This is a genomic window from Kribbella sp. NPDC048837, from assembly GCF_055586945.1.
The window spans coordinates 187,386-206,260 of sequence record NZ_JBVJHF010000002.1 but is presented as its reverse complement, the minus strand read 5'-3'; the positions used below and the strand labels follow the sequence as shown (position 1 = coordinate 206,260).

Here is an 18,875-nt window from a genome sequence, read left to right as displayed (position 1 = left end):
ACCTGATGGCCTACGACGGCATCAACCTCGACTACGGCAAGATCGTCGAGGTCACCAACCTGATGACGAATGCGCACGACCAGATCTCGCCGATGATCGAGAACCTGCGGACCCGCGTCAACACGCTGGTCGACGACGGCATGGTGTTCAAGCAGTCCAGCGAGGTCATCCGGAACACCTACAACAACTTCGACACCAGCCTGAAGGCCGCGGTCAAGGGCATCCAGGACTTCTCGGACATGTTCACCAGCATCAAGAAGAACGCCGAGGACTTCGACCAGGGCATCAGCAACAGCCTCAACCAGGCCAAGTAGCACCCCGGTCAGGGCCCCAGGCAGTTGCCTGGGGCCCTTTTTCTATTCGGGCCGCAGCACGGTGAGCGGCACCTGCACCGCGATCGGCTGCGCGCCCGGCCCGGTGGTCCAGGCCCGGCCGACCCGCGGAACCGCGCGGATGATGTTCGGACCGAGGCGGACACCGATCAGCTCGCCGTCGCTGAGGGACCGGGCCTCGAGCAACAGACCGCGCCGGGCCCGCCGCGCCGCCGACGCCCAGCCGCTCATCCCGGACTGGAAGCCGTCCGTGGTGGCACCGACGACGAGTGCGACGCCCTGGTCGCGGCCGGAGACGACGATCTCCTTCAGCAGCTTGTCCGCGGCCGCCGTCAGCACCAGGTCGGCATCGTCGATCATCACGACCTTCGGCCCGGGCAGCTGCTCCAGCGTGGCGCGCAGCACGTCCTCGGCCGGGTCGGCCTGGCTCATCAGGACCGCCTGGGGATGCCGCTGCAACATCCGCAGCGGCGACTCGCGCGGGGTGATGACGACCAGGGACGAACCACCCGCGAGCAACGAGACCGCCAAGCAGGACAGGGCATTGCTCCGTCCCGTCCCCGGTGCGCCGAGGACGGCGTACGACGAACCCACGCCGGCGAGGTCGACTCCGACCGCACCGCCTTCGTCCCCACCGAGGCCGATCAGGCCCCACTGCGCACGACGGTCCGGCTCGAGCACACGCTCGTACGCCTCCGCGAACTCGATCGACGCGGGCAGCTCGGCAACGGTGAACGGCCGTCGCGCGGCCGCGACCTTGGCGTCGCGTTGGCGCGCCTCGGCGGCGATCGCCCTGATCGCGTCGACCTGGTCGGATCCGCCGCCGGCCGCGAGGACCGCGACCTGCGTCTCGGTCGCGGTCAGCACATGCCACCCGCGACCCGGCTGCACCATCGCCGGCACCTTGGTCAGCCGCAGCCCGGCCGCCTGGTAGTCGGTCCGATCGGCCTGCCGCAGCAGCAGCTTGTGGTCGTTGTGCGAGGCCAGCCGGCCGCCGAGCAGGGACCGCTCCGAGGTGGCGATCAGATGGATACCCAGACCACCACCCTCGCGCAGCAACCGCATCACGTCTTGCAGCAGCTGACCGTGGTCGTGCTCGTCGAGCATCACCGACAGCGCGTCCCAACCGTCGATGAACACCAGCACGTGCGCCGGGCGCTCGGCCTTCGGCAGCACCTTGCGCAGCTCGTTCAGGCCAGTGGCGTTGTGCTTGCCGGCCAGCTCCTGCCGTTCACTCAGCTCCTGGTTCAGCCGCCGCAGCAGCCGGCTCAACCGCTCCATGTCGTGCCGCGAGACGACCGCACCGCAGTGGGGCAACGTCTCGAGCGGAGCGAGGCCACCACCGGCGGCGTCGATGCCATAGATGTGTACGTCGGCGACGCTGAGCCGCTTCGCCGCCGACCCGGCCATCGTCCGCAGGGCCTGCGTGCGCCCCGACCGCGGCGCGCCGATCACATACAGGTGCCCGAAGGTGTCGAAGTCGAGCCCCGCGACCCGCCGCTGCTGCAGCGCCGGGATGTCCTCGAGCGCGTAGGGCACGAACATCTCCGTGTCGCTGGTGTCCGGCAGGTCGTCCAGCAGGATCTGCGGTTCCAACGCCGGCTGCCACGGCTGCGGCTGGGCGGCGAAGTCGTCCAGTTGATCGGCCGCCGTCCGCAACGCTTCCACCAGCACCTGCAGATCGGTGGCCGCGAGCTCAGCAGCGGCCTCCTCGGCCGGCTCCGGGGCGGCCGCACGATCGACCGGGCGACCGAGTTCGGTCCACGGCAGTTCGGTCACGTGCACACCGGCCGGATCGACCGGGCCGGTCGGCACGGCCGCGTTGACCCGCTCGGCCCCGACCCAGGCCGTCTGGAACAGGTCCGCCAACCGCGGACCCCGCCGGATCAGCGCCCGCCCCGGGTTCGACGGGCTGATCGACGCGGCTTCGTTCACGTCCACGACGTCCTGGCTCTCGGACTGGTCGGTGACGCGCAGGGCGATCCGCAGGTTCGTGTTGGCCCGGATATCCGCGGTGACCACACCGGCCGGGCGCTGGGTGGCCAGAATCAGGTGGATCCCGAGCGATCGGCCCCGCTGCGCGATCCCGATCAGACCGGGGACGAACTCCGGAATCTCCTGCACCATCGCGGCGAACTCGTCGATCACCAGCAGCAGGCGCGGCAGCCTGGCCATGCCGGGATCGACCGCCCGCTTGGCCTGGTAGTCGAGCAGATCCTTCGCGTCCACAGCAGCCAGGATCCGCTCCCGCCGACGTAGCTCGGCCTCCAGCGACTCGAGGACGCGCTCGACCAGATGCGCGTCGAGGTCGGTGACCATGCCCAGCGTGTGCGGGAGCCCGGCGCACTCCTTGAACGCGCTGCCGCCCTTGTAGTCGACCAGTACGAACGTCAGCTCGTCCGGCCGGTTCACGACCGCCAGTGACGCGACCAGCGTCTGCAACAACTCCGACTTCCCGGATCCCGTCGTACCGGCGATCAGGCCGTGCGGGCCGTCGGCAACCAGGTCGATGGTGAACTTCCCGTCGAAGTCGGTGCCGAGGACGAACGACGTACTCGCGGGCCGGCGCCGCCACCGGGTGACCGGCTCCTCGGCGGTCGGCGGCTCGAGGTCGAGTTCGTCGAGCAACTTCACCAGCTTCGGCAGACCGGCGTCGTGGTCCGGGCTGATATCGCGGACCGGCGCCAGCGCGCGGGCGATCTGCTCACACCACTGTGGCGTGACCAGGTCCGCGCGGACAGCCTTCTGGTCCGGGATCCCGGGCCGGCGGACGGTCAGCGTCTCGGCTTCGGCAGCGACCACCGCGCTGCACTCCTGCGGCAGGAGTCGCTCGTCACGGTCGAGGCAGACGGCGTACACACCGACCGCGGGTCCCTGGTTCAGCACCTGGACGAAGCCGGGTACGTCGCGCAGCCGCCGCGAACCGTCCGCGATCACGACGATCTCGGTCTCGACGGGCTCCGGGGTGCTCGACGCCGACGCGCGCCGGTGCCGGCCCTGGACCTGCGAGACCAGCTCACCGATCCGCGCCGCGGTGGTCGCGTCGTCGTTGGCGATCAGCACCGCCGCCGGCGCCTTGTCCGGCCGCAGGTGCGGCAGCCATCGCACCCAGTCCCAGTCCGCCGCGGTGTCCGGCTCGGCCAGCACGACGATCCGCAACGCCTGCGGCGAATGCAGTACGGCCGCCTGCACGGTCAGCCAGCGCGCCAGCCCGCGGATCGTGTCCGCCGGTCCGGCGAGACCGAGGACGCCGTGCCCGCGCAGCGGCACCGCGATCGGCGCGTCCGGGATGGTCCAGCGAATCGTCCGGTGGTTGTCCTCGCGGCCCTGGTCGTCGAGCTCCTTCAGCGACGACTGGTCCGCGGTACCGACGCGCAGCAGCAGGTAGTCCGGATCACTGCGCCGGCGCTCCCACAGCCGGCTCCCGGGCCTGGTCGCCAGCTGGGCGATCCGCACCGGGTCCGGCGCGGTCAGGTTGCGGATCAGGCGCTCCCGGGTGACCGCCTCGGAGATCTCCTCCTCCAGCGCCGCCTTGCGGGCGAAGTACCGCCGGCGGGCCTCGATGTGGTCGGCCCGGTTGGTCCGCCGGCTGGTGAAGAAGTTCATCCCCATCATCATCGGGCTGAGCATCGTGAAGACGAGGAAGTAGTACGAGTTGAACAGCCCGACCATGACGAGTCCGAGCACGACCGGCGCGAGGACGACGGGCCACGGGAAGGGACGCTTCTGCGGCGGCGAGGGCGGCGGTGGCAGCCGGACCCTCTCCTCGTCCAGGTGCGGCGCGAGGCGCGGCGGCCGGTTGTAGTCGAGCGTGAACCCGTCGTCGGCCAGTCGTACGGCGGCCATCGGCTCGAGCGAACCGCCGCAGCGCAGCAGCACCGGTCCGACCGCGAGATCCTCGTCCGGCGGCCACTCGTTCACCTGACCGATCGGGACGTCACCGGGATCGACCACCGCCGGCTCGTGCGCGGTCTCGTCGTCGCGAACCCGGATCGCGCTGGTCGCCGCATCGTCCTCCGGCGGACCGATCCGCCGACTGGTGACCGCACCGGCCACCTCCTCGGTCCGATGCCAGTACGCCTCACCACTCGGCCCCACGGTGACCCACAACCCACGCGCCGGTACGCCGATGCCTTCGAGCCGGATCGCACACAGCGGATCCGCACCGATCTCGTGGCTCCCCGGACCGACCCGCCATACACGTCCGGCCTGCGGCCCGGAGACCGCGTGCAGTTCCACCACGACCGGCGCAGTCCCGGTCGGAGCACCTTGCAGCAGATCGGGTACGTCGACCGGTCCGCCGACCCCGATCACGCCGCCCTCACGAACTCCCGACTGGGCGAGTGGTGCTCCCGCGTCCAGGCGCCGGCGTCCGAGGAAGAGCGTCGTACCCGGTTTGCCCAGGCCGTCGGCGAGGCCGGCGACCGACAGGCCGCGCGGGATCCGGACGAGCCGGTCGGAGCGACCTCCGGAACGGGAGTCGACCGTGGTCAGGTTCAGCTCCATGACGCCGCCTCACCTTGCTTGACCGCGGAGACACCGATCGGGCCGGCCGGTAGCTCCAGATCGCTCAGGTCATCGGTACTCACGGTCGGGATCCCGCTCTCGAACTCATGCGGTGGCAGCCGGCGGATCGACCGGGCCACAGCCTTTGCTAACGGCAACGGATCGATCCGTAGCCAGGACGCGCCACCGTGCAGCCGCAGGCTCTGGTCCGGCAGCGCCTCCAGCAACCGGCTGCTGCCGCGGGCGACGCCGAGGCTCAGCATCCGGCGCCCGGCCGGCAGCGGCCCGGGCAACGGTCCGGCGCCGACCACGAACCAGGCCCCCAACCGTCGCGCAGCCTCGTCCAGCGGCATCCCGTCGTGCCGGGAATGGATGCCTTCGGCAACTTCGATCGCGCCGACCGGCAGCCGGACGTCGAGCTGGGCGGCGATCGCCTGGACGACCGCGCGCGCCGTCCGGTCCACGCCGTACACCGAGAGGATGCGTGGCCCGGTGAGCAGGTCGAGCATGACGACGGTAGCGCCGGCGCTGTCCGCGCCGAGGCAGACCAGCAGTGGGCTCTCTTGAGCTTCAGCGCTCTCCGGAAGCTCGGCGCGATCGATCCACCACAACCGTGGGTCCTGCGCGTCCGCGGTCCAGGGCTCGGGCGGCTCGAGATCGGAGGCACCTGCGACCAGCACACCGATCCGGTGCTTGGCCAGGGCAACGGCGTACGGCGCCATGCCCGGGCTGATGTCCGCCGCGGCGATCATCGCGCGCTCGGCCTCGGCCCAGCCCGCGCTGTCGCGCAGGACTTGCGTGAGCAGGCGCAGACGGCGGCGATACCGCTGACGGGCCGCGATGGGTTCGGCGAACGCGCGAGCGGTTCGCTTGATTTCGCGGCCGATCCGGCCGAGCAGCTTCCGCCAGCCGCCGAGCCGCCGGACCAGCAGGTTGATCAGGATGATCAGCAGCAGGGCGAGACCTGCGTACCCGATGAAGGCCCGGACACCGCCGCCACCGAAGCCTGTGGTCATGCGGCGGCTCCGGCCCAGTCGCCCCGGTCGAGCTCGGCCCGGATCAGCCGGACCGCGTTGTGGGCGCGCGACTTCACGGTGCCGACCGGAACGCCGAGCAGCGCCGCGACCTCCTCGCCCGGATGCCCGAGCAGGTGCACGCGGGCCACCACCTCGCGGTGCGCCGGGGACAGCCGGCGCAGCACCTCGACCAGGACGCGCCGGTCGATCACCAGCTCGGCCGGATCGGGCTGGCTGATCGCCTGCTCGAGCTCGGTCGCGCCGAGGCCGACCGGTACGGACCGGCCGGCCCGGCGGTGGTGGTCGACGACCAGGTTGCGGGCGACCCGGAACAGCCACATCCGGACCGGCCGGTCCTGCCAGTCGATCCGGTCGGACAGCTGCCAGGCCCGCAGCAGGGTCTCCTGGACCACGTCCTCGACGGCATGGCTGTCGCGGCCGAGGATGCTGGTGACATACCGGCGAAGACTGTCCCGTTCGGCCAGACAGAGCTCGATGACGGTCGTCCGGCGAGCGCGCTCGTCGATGATGGATCCCCTCGTTGGGCGACTCGGCAGGAGGTCAAAATAGATTGGGAACGCTCTCATCACGAGAACGCCGAGTGAACACCGCGCAACAGTGCGGTCTCATTCGGTGATCGGGACCCGGCGCGCGGGCGCGGTTTGACGAGGGCGGTGCGGCCGGGTGATTCTCTGCCTCGGACCCGCTCTGCCGTCCCCCTTCCGTCCCGAGCACAGGAGCTGACGTGCGGTCACCCCGAACCCCCGGCCGGCCGGTTTCGTCGACCCGCTTCGCGGAGACGTTCGCGCGGCGGCCCGGCGTCCCCAGGATCACCCGGCTGCCCGACCGGCGGGCCTGGTCCACCACCGCGATCGTGGCGGCTTTGGCCGGCGGGATCGTCCTCGGCGCCTCGGCGATCACGGGCGGCGGCGGATCGGAGCCGACGTACGCCGCCGACGTCGCTCTGGGTACGCCGAGCCGGCCGACCGCGACGCCGACGGTCACGGTGACTCCTGCGCCGGTCTCCGGTCCGACGAAGACCACGACGGTCAAGCCGGGCCAGGTGGTGAAGACAGTGGTCATGCCCGGAGTGACCGTCACCGTGCCGCCGGCCACGGTGACCGGGAAACCACCGCTGGTCCCGAAGCCGCCGAACTCGACGGTCACCGCGACCACGACGACGAAGACGACTGCTCGGACGACGACCACCACAACGGCGACCGCGAAGCCGCCGCTCACGACGACCTCCGCGCCGCCGCGAGTGGCGACCACCAACGGGCCACCACCCGAGGCCGCCGCCGGCGCGGTTCCGGTGCAGAACTACGGATCCAACCGCTGCATCGACGTTCAGAATGCGACCGACGGCGTCGGCCGGGACGGAACGCCTTTGCAGCTCTGGGATTGCGCAACGACGGCGAACCAGCAGTGGACCTTCCAGCCCGACGGCACGATCCGGTCGATGGGCCTGTGCATGGACCTCGCCTGGGCGTCGACCGCCGAAGGCACTCAGGTCCAGCTCGTCAACTGCAACGGCGGCTGGGCCCAGAAGTTTGCCCTCAACAACAACCACGACCTGGTCAATCCGACCGCCGGCAAGTGCGTCACCGCCGACACCACCGCGAACGGCGGCCGGCTGACCCTGCGCTCCTGCAACGGCGCCACCAACCAGAAGTGGCACAAATCCTAAGAACTAAAAGGCATACGGGTACGGCGACCAGTCGGCCGGGCGCTTCTCCAGGAACGAATCGCGACCCTCGGCGGCCTCGTCCGTACCGTAGGCCAGGCGAGTCGCCTCACCGGCGAACAACTGCTGCCCGACCAGCCCGTCGTCGATCAGGTTGAAGGCGTACTTCAGCATCCGTTGCGCGGTCGGCGACTTCGCGCAGATCTTCTTGCCCCACTCGAGCGCGACCGCCTCGAGCTCCGCGTGCGGCACGACCTTGTTCACCATGCCCATCCGGTACGCGTCCTCGGCGGAGTACTCGTCGCCGAGGAAGAAGATCTCCCGCGCGAACTTCTGCCCGACCTGCCGGGCCAGGTACGCCGATCCGAAACCGCCGTCGAACGACGCCACATCGGCGTCCGTCTGCTTGAACCGCGCGTGCTCCGCGGATGCCAGGGTCAGGTCCGCGACCACGTGCAGGCTGTGCCCGCCACCCGCGGCCCAGCCCGGGACGACGCAGATCACGACCTTCGACATGAAGCGGATCAGCCGCTGCACCTCGAGGATGTGCAGCCGGCCGGCCTTCGCCGGGTCGATGCTCTCCGCCGTCGTGCCTTCGGCGTACTTGTAACCGTCCTTGCCCCGGATCCGCTGGTCGCCACCCGAGCAGAACGCCCATCCGCCGTCCTTCGGTGACGGGCCGTTGCCGGTCAGCAGCACACAGCCGACATCGGTCGACATCCGCGCGTGGTCCAGCACCCGGTACAGCTCGTCCACCGTGTGCGGCCGGAACGCGTTGCGCACCTCGGGCCGGTTGAACGCGATCCGCACCACCCCGGCGTCGACCGCCCGGTGATAGGTGATGTCGGTCAGGTCGAACCCGTCCACCTGTTTCCAGGCCGACGCGTCGAAGATCTCGGAGACAGTCACCCCGCGAGCATATTTCAGGGCTTCGCGGTGCTCTCCCGCAGGACGACCTCGGCCTTGAAGGTCTCGGTCGTCGGCTCGCCGCCCTCGATCGCGAGCTCGAGCGCTCGCCGGCCCATCTGCTCCAGCGGCAGCCGGACCGTCGTGAGCCCCGGCCACACGTCCCGCAGCGTCGCGATGTCGTCGAACCCGGCCACACCCAACTGGCCCGGTACGTCGACCCCGCGCGCCCGCAGTGCGGACATCGCACCGACCGCCATCACGTCGTTCACCGCGAACACACAGTCAACATCGGCGTGGCGATCGAGCATCACCTCGGCCGCGGCGTACCCACCATCACGGGTGAACTCGCCGGCCTCGATGTCCACCGGCTCCAGCCCCGCCTCGGCCAGACCCTCGACGAATCCGATCCGCCGGTCGCGCGCCGTCGCCAGCGTGTCCGGTCCACTCAGTACGGCGAACTTCCGCCAGCCGAGCGCGACGAGTTCGCGGGCCAGCGCGGCCGCGCCGGAACGGTTGTCCGGCTCGATCGTGTGGGCCGGCATCCCGGACTGGCTGACCAGCGCCAGACCGGCGCCGGAATTGAGGAACGTGTCGACCTCGGTCGCGGTCCGGGCCAGGCTCTCGGCGTCGGTCCGCCGGCTGCCGATCATCACCGCGGCCCGCGCCCGCTGCGCCCGTAACGACGACAGGTAAGCGATCTCGCGCTCCGAGTCCCGGAACGTGCTGGCCATCATCACCAGGAGATGGCGTTCGTCGGCGGCGCGCATCACGCCGTTCGCGATCGCCGCGAAGTACGGGTCCTCGATGTCGTGGACCAGGATGCCGACCACGTTCGTCGACGACTTCGCCAACGCCTGCGCCTGCGCGTTCGGCGTGTACCCGAGCTCGTCGGCGGCGGCCTTGACCCGCTCCTGCAACTCGGGACGGGGAACCCGGTCCCCGCCGTTGAGCACGCGTGAAGCGGTCGCGACCGACACGCCCGCGCGCTGTGCCACGTCCAGCAATGTCACCGGTGCTCGCAGATTCACTGGCCTACCCTTTCCTGCTCTCCCCCCGGGGGTGGTGGCGGTCACCTTATCGGAATCAGTGTCTCGTCACGCTGCGTACTGGGGAAGTGCTTGCCAATCTCGGCAGAACCTGGCTTTGCGGCGCGGGAGTGACTAGCCTTCCCAGCCATGACGACCGTCCGCGCCAGGGTGACGATCCTGGTCTCGTCCACCGTGCTCAGCCTCGCGACCGTGACCGGTCCCGCCGTGGCTGCCCCGATCCCGGACGACCCCTCCGGCGTGCCCGTTCCGGCCGCCGCACCGAGCGTGCCGGCGCACGTGGATCCGGCGACCAGGAGCACCCAGCCGGTGTACGACTACTCGGCCGCGATCCGCGAGTCCGTGTACGTCGACACGACGATGGACACCGACTCCGACGGCAAGGACGACGTGATCGCGGTCGACATCGTCCGGCCGGTCGAGACCGCGCTGAACGGCGTCCGCATCCCGGTGATCATGGACGCGTCGCCGTACTACTCCTGCTGCGGACGCGGCAACGAGAGCGAGAAGAAGACCTACGACGAGAACGGCGTCATCCAGAAGATGCCGCTCTACTACGACAACTACTTCGTCCCGCGCGGCTACGCGATGGTCGGCGTGGACATCGTCGGCACCGGCCGTTCGACCGGCTGCGGCGATGTCGGCGGCAAGGACGAGATCGACTCCGTTGTCGACGTCATCGATTGGCTCAACGGCCGCAACACCGCACACACCGCCGACGGGCGGCCGGTGAAGGCGACCTGGACGACCGGCGCGGTCGGCATGATCGGCAAGTCGTACGACGGAACGCTCGCCAACGGGGTCGCCGCCACCGGGGTCAAGGGCCTGAAGACGATCGTGCCGATCTCGGCGATCTCCTCGTGGTACGACTACACCCGCTCCGGCGGCGTGCCGTACTCCGACGACTACATGCCGTGGCTCGGCGGCTACGTCGGCCACGACAGCCCCGCGTGTGAAGAGGTCCGCGCCGAGCTCGGTGACAACGACGATGACGACACCGGCGACTACACGGCGTTCTGGGCCGAGCGCGACTACCTGAAGAACGCGAGCAAGGTGAAGGCGTCCGTCTTCATGACGCACGGCCTGAGCGACTACAACGTGCAGACCAACCACTTCTCGCAGTGGTGGGCCGCACTCGCCAAGAACAACGTGCCCCGCAAGCTGTGGCTCGGCATGGAGGATCACGTCGATCCCTTCGAGTTCCGCCGCGACGCGTGGGTGGACGAGCTGCACAAGTGGTTCGACTATTGGCTGCAGGGTCTGCAGAACGGCGTGATGAAGGAGCCGATGGCCTCGGTCGAGACCTCGCCCGACGTCTGGCGCGACTACAAGACCTGGCCGGCCGTGAACCGCCCCGTCTCCGTCCCGCTCGCCGCCGGCAAACTAGGGGCCCCGGGCAAGGGATCCGTCACGATCACCGACGACCCCGACCTGACCGAGGACGACATCGTCGCCGACCCGACCGACGTGATCGCCGGCCGGCAGATGTTCCTGTCCGCGCCGCTCCCGGTTCCGGTCCGGATCAGCGGTACGTCGTCGGTCACCCTGCGGATCAAGTCCGACTCGGTCACCACCCCGGTCACGGCCCGCCTGATCGAGTACGGCGAGGCCGAGCGGTACTCCGGCATCCGCCGTACGGACGAGAGCACCTGCGAAGGCTCCAGTACCGACTACGACGACAGCTGCTACTACACGGTCGAGAAACTCACCCAGCAGAGCGACCACGGCATCGTCAGCCGCGGCTGGATCGACGCCGCCCACTCGAAGTCGCTGAGCACGCCGACACCGCTCACCCCCGGCAAGTGGACGACGGTGACCGTCCCCCTCCGCGCCCAGGACGAGATCATCCCCAAGGGCCGCATCATCGGCCTCGCCATCACCCTCTCCGACACCGAGTGGACCAGCCCCAACGACACCGGCGCCACCATCGACATCGACCTGGCCGGCAGCAAACTCAACCTCCCCCTCACCTCCGGCAAACTCACCGCCCCCACCAAACTCACCCCCATCACCGTAGACATCACCACCCCCACCCAACGCCCCGACCTCCACGACCCCACCAACTGATTCCTTCCCACGCGACGGCTATCCTCGCTGTCGCTCGCCGCCGCCGCTCCACCCACCCGACGTTGCGCGCTGATCGCGCTTCGCCGAGAACACCGTGCTGACGTCGATTCGCAGCCGGTGAGTCGACCCTGGCCCCACGGCCCCGAGTGCCGGCGGGAGGCGACGATGGACCACATGGCCGAGGTGGTTCATGGAAAGCACCCAGCAAGTCGGCCTGCGAACTACCGAGCGACTGGTCGAGGTGTGAGCCCTACTTGGTTTCGGCTACATAGTGCATGGGGTCGCCGAAGCCCAGGTCGGTGATGCCGGCGGTGTAGAAGGCGCCGATCAGGAGTGAGCGGCGGTGGGCGGCGAAGGTGAGGACGTGGGCGACCATGCCGCCGTACGTGAAGACGCGGGGTGGTTCGCACGTCGTGTCCACGAAGCTCTCGTCGAAGCGGCCGTCCTCGTTCAACTGGTTGACCAGGGCAACGAAGCGGGAGCCGGCGAGCGCGTGCCGGTCGCGCAGTTCGGGGATCGGCGTGACCACCTGCCGCCCGCACTCCGGCACCTGGAACGGCCGGTCCTCCACCGACGCCAGCCACATCTCCTCCTGCCAGACCAGCCGGTCCAGCAGGTACCGGATCGAGATGTCGTCGTCGATCCCTTCCACCGACAGCTCGATCGGCCGGTCCAGCGTCGCCGCGTCCAGCCGGGCGCCGCGCTCGATCATCTCGCCGGTCAACCAGACGTGATGCTCGACCATCCTGACCAGTACGTCCATCCCTCGCACCTCTCTCCGTGCCGGCAGGCGCAAGCCCGCCGGTGGCTGAAAATGAACCCCGCTCGGCGCCGCCAGGAAGAACACCCGCGACGCTTCCCGCCGCCACTCCCGTGGCGACATCCCGTAAGCCCTGGCGAACGCCCGCGTGAACGCCTCGTGCGACCCGTACCCGGCCTCCACCGCGACATCCAGTACGGCGACCTGCTCGGCCAGCAACCGGTACGCCGCCCGCTCCAGCAGCACCCGCCGCCGGAACGCGAACGGCGACTCTCCCGCCGCCGCCCCGATCACCCGATCGAAATGAAACCGCGACAGGTGCACCCGCCCCGCCAGCCCGGCCCCGTTCACCCGCTCGTCCCCCGCCAGCCCCTCGGCCACCACGGCAACGAACTCCTCGAACACATCCGCCATACCCCCACTGTGCCCCGCCCAGCCCCCACCGCACTTGATCGAAATTGCTGAACCCCGCTCGCGCCGCCGATCCACGCCCCTCCGGCCCCGGCCAGCACCTCGACCTGTCGGTCCCCACCTCGCGCATGACCCGGATCACGGTGTGCCTCGGGTATCCGGACCGGCGGGACCACGGTGCAGTCACGCGGGCGGCAGCCCGCACACCGACGGGGGATGGGAGCGGCTAGCGGCAGGACCCTCCCCCAACCAGTTGCTCGCGCTCGCGATCCCGCCTTGCGCAGATGCCGGAGCGCGGTGGGCTCATGTGTCACGGATCGGCGGGACCACGGTGCAGTCACGCGGGCGGCAGCCCGCACACCCAGGGGCGGGTGGGAGCGGCCGGCGCAGCACGCGACGGAGGAGCGCGCGTAGCGGGCGCGTGGGCGAACCACATCCGCCGGGACCACCTTGCCCGTGATGTGTTGTGGAGTACTCCGCAGTGTGCAGTAGTGTGGTCGGTAGAGCACCGGGAGGGCGGTCTGAGGGGTCCGGCCTTCCGGTGCGCCGAGGGAGGTCCGATGGACACGAGCCAGTTGCTCAAAGGCGTGCTGGATCTGGCGGTGCTCGCGGTGCTGCGGGACGCCGACGGATACGGGTACGACGTGCTCCGGCGACTGCGGGCCGCCGGTCTGGAGGACGTTGCGGACGCCTCGGTGTACGGGACGTTGCGGCGGCTGTTCGCGGCCGGCGCGCTGACGTCGTATGTGCAGCCGAGCGAGGAAGGCCCGCACCGGAAGTACTACGGGCTGAACAAAACCGGCCGCGAGCTGCTCCAACAGTCCACCAAGACCTGGAACCACTTCGCCGACACCATGTCGGTGTTGCTGCTGGAGAAGGAGGCCGCGTGAACAGCACTCTGACCGGAGCGGTCGCGATCTACCTGGCCCAGGTGCGGGCCGAGCTCAGCGATCTGCCGCCGGGCGAGCTGGCGGACGTGCTCGACGACGTCAGCGGTCACCTCACCGAGGTGGCCGCCGAGTTCGAGGGCGAGCCGACGATCACGGCCCTGCAGGAGCGACTCGGCACCCCGCAGCAGTACGCCGACGAACTGCGGACCGCGGCCGGCTATCCGCCCCGCACCCAACCGGTCGGCGCCGCCCACCTCGAGGCCGGCTGGAAGGCATTGCGCTGGGGCCTGATCGCGGCCACCGCCGGACCGTTCTTCATTGCCATCGGCATCTTCGCCTGGGACGAGAACGCGACCGCGTTCTTCGGCCTGCTCGGCTTCGCGGTGCTGTTCGGCGGTGCGTTCCTCGGCGTCCGGGCGTTGCGCGGCCACGACCCGCGGATCGTCCTGGACACCCCGCGCGGCACCAAGGGCGCGGCCGCCATCCGCAGCTGGATCGACCAGATCCCGCCGCACGCCCGCCGCGAGCTGGTCAGCATCGGCCAGCCGGTCTGGTGGGTCGCCCGCGGCGTGATCGGCGCCGGTGGGTTCTTCGCGCTCTTCGGCGCCGCCTCGGTCACCGTGGTCGGCTCGATCGCCGGTGCCGCGATCTCGATCTGGATCGGCCGCAAGACCCAGCAGGACCGCCGCTGGCTCTGGTACGTCGTACCGCTCAACGTCGTCGCGACCATCGCGGTCCCGGCCTTCCTCGCCGCGGCGTACGTCGGGACCTCGTTCACCGTGTTCGGCCACTACAACGACTACCGGGGCAGCGAATCGCGATACAACCCGCCGTCGAACGGCCTCACGCTGAACGGGAACCAGATCACGAACATCTACCCGTTCGATGCCCAGGGCAAGCAGGTCGACGTCCGCCTGTACGACCAGGACGGCAACCCGATCAGCCTGGACCTCCAGGACTGCGCGGCGAACTACGGGTCCACCACGCGCGACACCACCAGCAACCTGTTCCCGCAGGCCGTGGTCAGCCCCGACGAGAACGGCAACGCCGACCCGGAGAACTGCAAGGACACCACCAAGGCCCCGTTCGTCGCCCCGCCGGCCCCGGCGATCCGGACGACCCCGACGCCGGCACCCAGCTCGGGCCCGACCGACAAGCCGGCGGCGCCGACCGCGAAGCCGACTCCGCCCATCGCCAAGCCGTCGACCCCTGGCGTAACCCTCACCGTCGCGCCCAGTCGTTAGAGGTGCGCGGCGGCGACGGGTCGGTAGGTGTAGCCGAGTTTGTGGTAGACCGCGATGGCGGCGGGATTGTCGGCGTCGACCATCAACGCGGCGCGGCCGTGGCGCTCGACCAGGTCGGCGGTGACGAAACCGCAGACCCGCCGGGACAATCCTTTGCCTCGGGCAACGGGATGCGTGGCGACGCCGGCCAGGAACCCGACCTCCGGCGCGCTCCAGGCATCCGCCGCGACGCTGAGCAGTTGCCCGCCGTCGCCGGTGATTGCGGCCCAGCGACGTACGCCGGTCCGACCGGGCCACGCGTAGGACTCCGGGGACGCCTCGGTCAACAGGTCTTCCACGCCGGCGTCGCCATCAAGCCAGGCCGGACCTCCCGCACTCATCAAGTCACCGGATGACGACCGATCGTCCGGCGGCGACACCGAGGGACGTTGGTGAGTCGGGGACGTCCGCGTCTCCATCCAGCCGAAGGCGGCCGAGAACTGCAGCCCCGGCACCCGATCGGCGAGTTCACGCACCAGCTTCTCGTCACCGAACGGGCGGAAGCTCGAACCCACCTCCGCGAGTACGCCGGTGGCGAGGTGGGCAGCGAGTTCCGGCGGCCCGGCGACCGCGAGCCGGTCGCGCTTCGAGAGGTCTGGTGACGCGACGGCCACCGCGTCCCCGTCGTACCAGGCTCGGACGCCTCGGCCGAAGCCCTGAGCGGCCCAGACGATCAGCGGATCGTCTCCACTGGCTTGGATCAGGTCGGCAGTGGTTTGGATCTCGCGCACCGGGTCATTGTCGCTCAGCCCGTTGGAGGGCGTACGGGGCGAGGTGGTGGTAACCGCGGACCGAGACGCGGCGGAGGCGGCGGAGGCGGTACTCGGGATGGCCGTCGAGGGCGGCGGCCAGCTCGCGATCGGCGAGGACGCGGCCGGGTTTGCATTCCGAGGTGAGCCGGGCGGCGAGGTTGACGACTTCGCCGTACACGTCGCCGAGGCGGATCAGGATGGTGCCGTAGGAGAGGCCGATCCGCAGGTCGGGCAGGTCCTCGGCCGCGGTGACCGCGTCCTGCAGTGCCAGGGCGACGGCCGCGCCCTGAGCCGCGGTGTCGGTGACGAACAGCACCTCGTCACCGATCGACTTGATCACGCGGCCGCCGTTCAACGCGACGACATCCGCCGCCATCCCTTCGAACCGCTCGATCAGCTGACCGAGCTCGGCCTCCGTCAGCCGCCGGGTCAACCGGGTGAAACTGACGATGTCGGCGAACCCGACGGCGCGTACGCCGCGTGCCAGCTCATCCGATCCGGCGACCGCTCTCCCGGCCGCCGCAGCTAAGTGTCGCCGCCACACGTAGGTCTGCAGCCGCTCCATCGCCGGCAACAGCAGACCGGCGACCTCGATCGCCTCGTCCGCGGACAGCTTCGAACTCGCCAGAAACTCCAAGAACATCGAGGACTGCCAGGACGCCAGCCGGGACTGCGTCTGGCCCAGCTTGCGAGCCAGCGACGACTCCATCTCCGGATCAATGAAGTCGTCGTCCTCGAGCGCCGCCACCAACCGCAGCGCCTCGACATCATCATCCGTGAACGCAACCTCGTCATCCGGCACCGTCGCGAACCCCAGCGCATGCCACATCCGCTCAGCCCGCGCGATCGAGATCCCCGCCCGCTCCGACACCTGAACCCGCGTGAACTTCCGCTCCCCACCCAGCAAAGCCCGCTCGAACGCCCGCTGCAGCGGCCCCAGATCCACCTGCCGACCGTCCGCTGTCTCGCGGGTGGGTGGGTGGTGGGGCGTGACCGATCGGGGGTTGGCCGGGGCCGGGGCGGGGGAGCTGGGGGAGGGCTCGGGCGGGCCGGGCGGCCGGGGGTCAGGAACCACCGCGGCGCTCGGCGATGGTGGCGTCGATGGCGTCGCGGAACGCGGGCAGGCGACGGGTCAGGTCGTCGAACTTCTCCCGGGTGAAATGCAGCAGCTGCAGCCGCGACTTGGCCGTGACGGTTGCCGTCCGCAACGTGTTCTTCCGGACCGCGACCTCGCCGGCGATGTCACCGGGGCCGAGCTCGGCGATCTCCTCGCCCTTCACCCGGACCGCCGCCGTACCGCTCAGGATCAGGTACGCCGCGTCCGGTGGGGTCTGCTCCAGGATCAGCGACCAGCCGGCCGGCACCGAGACCTCTTCGCCGGCCCGGAAAACGTCCCTGATGTCGCGTCCGGACAGATCCGCGAACAGCGGCAGGTCCCGCGGGGATGTCCTACCCAGTGCCACGTCGATCCTCCGAGCCCGCCGGGCCACCCCGGCGATCAGCCGATGTTTCCAGTCAGTAACTCTAACGGCTGACCACCGCCGGGGTCACCCGCACCCACCGAACCGCCGTCCTCGTCATCCGTTGCCCAGTGCACGTACCCGCCCTGCCGCACCCCGGTGGTGGCGGAGATGAGGAGGAGTGGCGGGTGGTGGCGGTGGGGGGCCAGGTGGGGGTGGCGGGTTACTTGGGCGCGGGTGGGGAGGGGTTCGTCGAGTCGGGTCAGGCGGAAGGCGTGGTGGTGGAGGGTTCTGAGGATCGAAGCGATGGTGCGGTGGTACTTGATGACGTGACGCGAGGCGGACGGCGAGTGCGCCCTCGCCGCAGCCCAGGTCCACTGCCCGGAGGCCGGTGACCGGTGGCAGAGCGGCGTTCATCGCGGGGATCTCGAGTTCGTCGTTGATCCCGAGCCCGGTCCGGCGCAGTTCGCGGTAGCCGCGGAGGAACGAAGGATCGTCGTACAGCTCCGCGCCCTTCACAGCCATCGCTCCAGATCGTGGATGTCGATCATCGGAAGCTCCCACCGGAGCGCGAACTGCTCCAGGTCGGCCGCACCAGCCATCACCCCGTCCGGACGCATCACCTCGCAGCACACCCCGACCGGCGCGAGCCCCGCCGCGACGCACAACGCGACCGTCGCCTCGGTGTGCCCCTGACGCTCGGCCAGCAACCCCGGCCGAGCCGCCAGCGGAAACACATGACCCGGCCGGAGGAAGTCGCTCGGTACGGCGTCCGCCGACGCGAGCCGGCGGATCGTCGCAGCCCGTTCCGCCGCGGCCACCCCGGTCCCCGGCGACGACGCGAGATCCACCGGCACATGCATCGCCGTACCCTGCCGGTCCCCCTCCCCCGGGATCGGCAAGATCTCCAGCCGCTCCAGTACGTCGGCCGCACACGGGACCGTCGTATGCCCACAAGCCTGCGTGAGCAGGAACCTCATCGCCTCCGGCCGGAACCGCTCACCGGCGAAGACCACATCACCCTCCCCCTCGGCGGTCGGGTCCCAGACAACGACCCCGCCACCGGCCGCGATCTGCGCGACAACCTTCTGTACGCCGACCTCGCCGCTGAGCTGCCCAGCCCACGGCAACTCCGCGACCGCCCGCAGCAGCGAGGGACCATGACCATCGCGCGCCATCCGGACGAGCAGGTCGGATTCGAGATTCACCCGGTCGCCCGCAGCCAGGTCGCCGAGCTTCGTCTTCTGCAGCGTGTTCGGCACGAGTACGAAGGAGAACCGGTCCTTCAGCACCTCGGCGATCGTGATGCTGACGCCGTCGATCCCGACCGACGTCTTCGCCACCAGCCGGGCCAGCAGTCGTTCGGACGGTTTGATCCAGACCCGGTGCCCGGTGGGCTCCAGGTCGACCCGCACGACCTTCCCGACGGCTTCGACGTGGCCTTGGAGGAGGTGGCCGTCTATGCGGTCGCCGGCGGCCACCGGCAGCTCGACGTGCATCGTGGTTCCGGGGATCAGCCGGTCGAGGGTGGTACGGCGCCGAGTCTCGTCGGTGACGGTGACCCGGAGTTCGCCCGCGGGCGCCGGCTCCGCGGTGAATCTGACCCCGTCGAGACAGACCGCGCCGCCTGGCAGGACCGCCAGGTCGGTCTTGATCCGCAGTACGTCGCCGTCGGTCTCGACAACCGTGGCCGTGTGCTCGATTCGTCCTGTGAACATGCTTCGCTCTCCGTGGCTCGTGTCGCGGCCAGGGACCGGGG

General features: G+C 70.1%; 15 protein-coding genes. 5 read left to right on the top strand and 10 right to left on the bottom strand.

The features are described 5' to 3' along the window. Positions 1 to 5: 5 nt before the first annotated feature. Positions 6 to 314: a hypothetical protein gene (locus ACZ6O0_RS08945; protein ID WP_465764283.1), complete on the top strand. Its 309-nt coding sequence runs from the start codon at positions 6 to 8 to the stop codon at positions 312 to 314. A gap of 42 nt (positions 315 to 356) precedes the next feature. On the opposite strand, the gene ACZ6O0_RS08940 is transcribed toward ACZ6O0_RS08945, so the two are convergent. From ACZ6O0_RS08940 to ACZ6O0_RS08930, 3 genes are read right to left on the bottom strand one after another with little or no spacing between them, the layout of a single operon-like run. Continuing rightward, positions 357 to 4,838 (bottom strand): FtsK/SpoIIIE domain-containing protein, encoded by a 4,482-nt coding sequence (locus tag ACZ6O0_RS08940; RefSeq protein ID WP_465764282.1) that lies wholly within the window; start codon positions 4,836 to 4,838, stop codon positions 357 to 359. Beyond that, on the bottom strand, positions 4,829 to 5,854 hold the full coding sequence (locus ACZ6O0_RS08935) for a hypothetical protein (RefSeq protein WP_465764281.1): 1,026 nt from the start codon (positions 5,852 to 5,854) through the stop codon (positions 4,829 to 4,831). Before ACZ6O0_RS08935 ends, ACZ6O0_RS08940 begins: the two co-directional genes overlap by 10 nt. Then, on the bottom strand, positions 5,851 to 6,441 hold the full coding sequence (locus ACZ6O0_RS08930) for a sigma-70 family RNA polymerase sigma factor (RefSeq protein ID WP_465764280.1): 591 nt from the start codon (positions 6,439 to 6,441) through the stop codon (positions 5,851 to 5,853). The genes ACZ6O0_RS08935 and ACZ6O0_RS08930 overlap by 4 nt, the downstream gene beginning before the upstream one ends. Positions 6,442 to 6,599: 158 nt before the next feature. Between ACZ6O0_RS08930 and ACZ6O0_RS08925 the strand changes: the two genes are divergently transcribed. Continuing rightward, positions 6,600 to 7,541: a ricin-type beta-trefoil lectin domain protein gene (locus ACZ6O0_RS08925; RefSeq protein ID WP_465764279.1), complete on the top strand. Its 942-nt coding sequence runs from the start codon at positions 6,600 to 6,602 to the stop codon at positions 7,539 to 7,541. Between the two features lie 3 nt (positions 7,542 to 7,544). Here the strand turns inward: ACZ6O0_RS08925 and ACZ6O0_RS08920 are convergent, their stop codons facing one another. Both ACZ6O0_RS08920 and ACZ6O0_RS08915 read right to left on the bottom strand, forming a co-directional pair. Next, positions 7,545 to 8,447, bottom strand: coding sequence for a 1,4-dihydroxy-2-naphthoyl-CoA synthase (locus ACZ6O0_RS08920; protein ID WP_465764278.1), 903 nt, complete (start codon positions 8,445 to 8,447; stop codon positions 7,545 to 7,547). Positions 8,448 to 8,461: 14 nt separating this feature from the next. Next, entirely contained in the window at positions 8,462 to 9,475 is a 1,014-nt protein-coding gene (locus ACZ6O0_RS08915; RefSeq protein ID WP_465764277.1) for a LacI family DNA-binding transcriptional regulator, read from the bottom strand. 147 nt (positions 9,476 to 9,622) lie between these two features. Here ACZ6O0_RS08915 and ACZ6O0_RS08910 point away from each other — a divergent pair, with 147 nt between their 5' ends. Further along, on the top strand, positions 9,623 to 11,560 hold the full coding sequence (locus tag ACZ6O0_RS08910) for a Xaa-Pro dipeptidyl-peptidase (protein ID WP_465764276.1): 1,938 nt from the start codon (positions 9,623 to 9,625) through the stop codon (positions 11,558 to 11,560). A 250-nt stretch (positions 11,561 to 11,810) separates the two neighbouring features. Here the strand turns inward: ACZ6O0_RS08910 and ACZ6O0_RS08905 are convergent, their stop codons facing one another. Then, positions 11,811 to 12,734, bottom strand: coding sequence for a helix-turn-helix domain-containing protein (locus ACZ6O0_RS08905; protein ID WP_465764275.1), 924 nt, complete (start codon positions 12,732 to 12,734; stop codon positions 11,811 to 11,813). A 557-nt stretch (positions 12,735 to 13,291) separates the two neighbouring features. Here ACZ6O0_RS08905 and ACZ6O0_RS08900 point away from each other — a divergent pair. After that, on the top strand, positions 13,292 to 13,621 hold the full coding sequence (locus ACZ6O0_RS08900) for a PadR family transcriptional regulator (protein ID WP_329483504.1): 330 nt from the start codon (positions 13,292 to 13,294) through the stop codon (positions 13,619 to 13,621). Further along, positions 13,618 to 14,865 carry an HAAS signaling domain-containing protein gene (locus tag ACZ6O0_RS08895; protein WP_465764274.1) on the top strand — a complete coding sequence of 416 codons (1,248 nt, stop codon included), beginning with the start codon at positions 13,618 to 13,620 and terminating at the stop codon, positions 14,863 to 14,865. The genes ACZ6O0_RS08900 and ACZ6O0_RS08895 overlap by 4 nt, the downstream gene beginning before the upstream one ends. Here ACZ6O0_RS08895 and ACZ6O0_RS08890 read toward each other — a convergent pair. The 4 genes from ACZ6O0_RS08890 to ACZ6O0_RS08875 form a co-directional block, all read right to left on the bottom strand. Further along, entirely contained in the window at positions 14,862 to 15,635 is a 774-nt protein-coding gene (locus tag ACZ6O0_RS08890) for a GNAT family N-acetyltransferase (RefSeq protein ID WP_465764273.1), read from the bottom strand. The genes ACZ6O0_RS08895 and ACZ6O0_RS08890 overlap by 4 nt on opposite strands. 4 nt (positions 15,636 to 15,639) lie before the next feature. Further along, positions 15,640 to 16,602, bottom strand: a complete 963-nt coding sequence (locus ACZ6O0_RS08885; protein WP_465764272.1) for an adenylate/guanylate cyclase domain-containing protein — start codon at positions 16,600 to 16,602, stop codon at positions 15,640 to 15,642. Positions 16,603 to 16,720: 118 nt separating this feature from the next. Beyond that, on the bottom strand, positions 16,721 to 17,119 hold the full coding sequence (locus ACZ6O0_RS08880; protein WP_465764271.1) for a cyclic nucleotide-binding domain-containing protein: 399 nt from the start codon (positions 17,117 to 17,119) through the stop codon (positions 16,721 to 16,723). A 512-nt stretch (positions 17,120 to 17,631) separates the two neighbouring features. Further along, positions 17,632 to 18,834 carry a 3,4-dihydroxy-2-butanone-4-phosphate synthase gene (locus tag ACZ6O0_RS08875; protein ID WP_465764270.1) on the bottom strand — a complete coding sequence of 401 codons (1,203 nt, stop codon included), beginning with the start codon at positions 18,832 to 18,834 and terminating at the stop codon, positions 17,632 to 17,634. Positions 18,835 to 18,875: the final 41 nt, after the last annotated feature.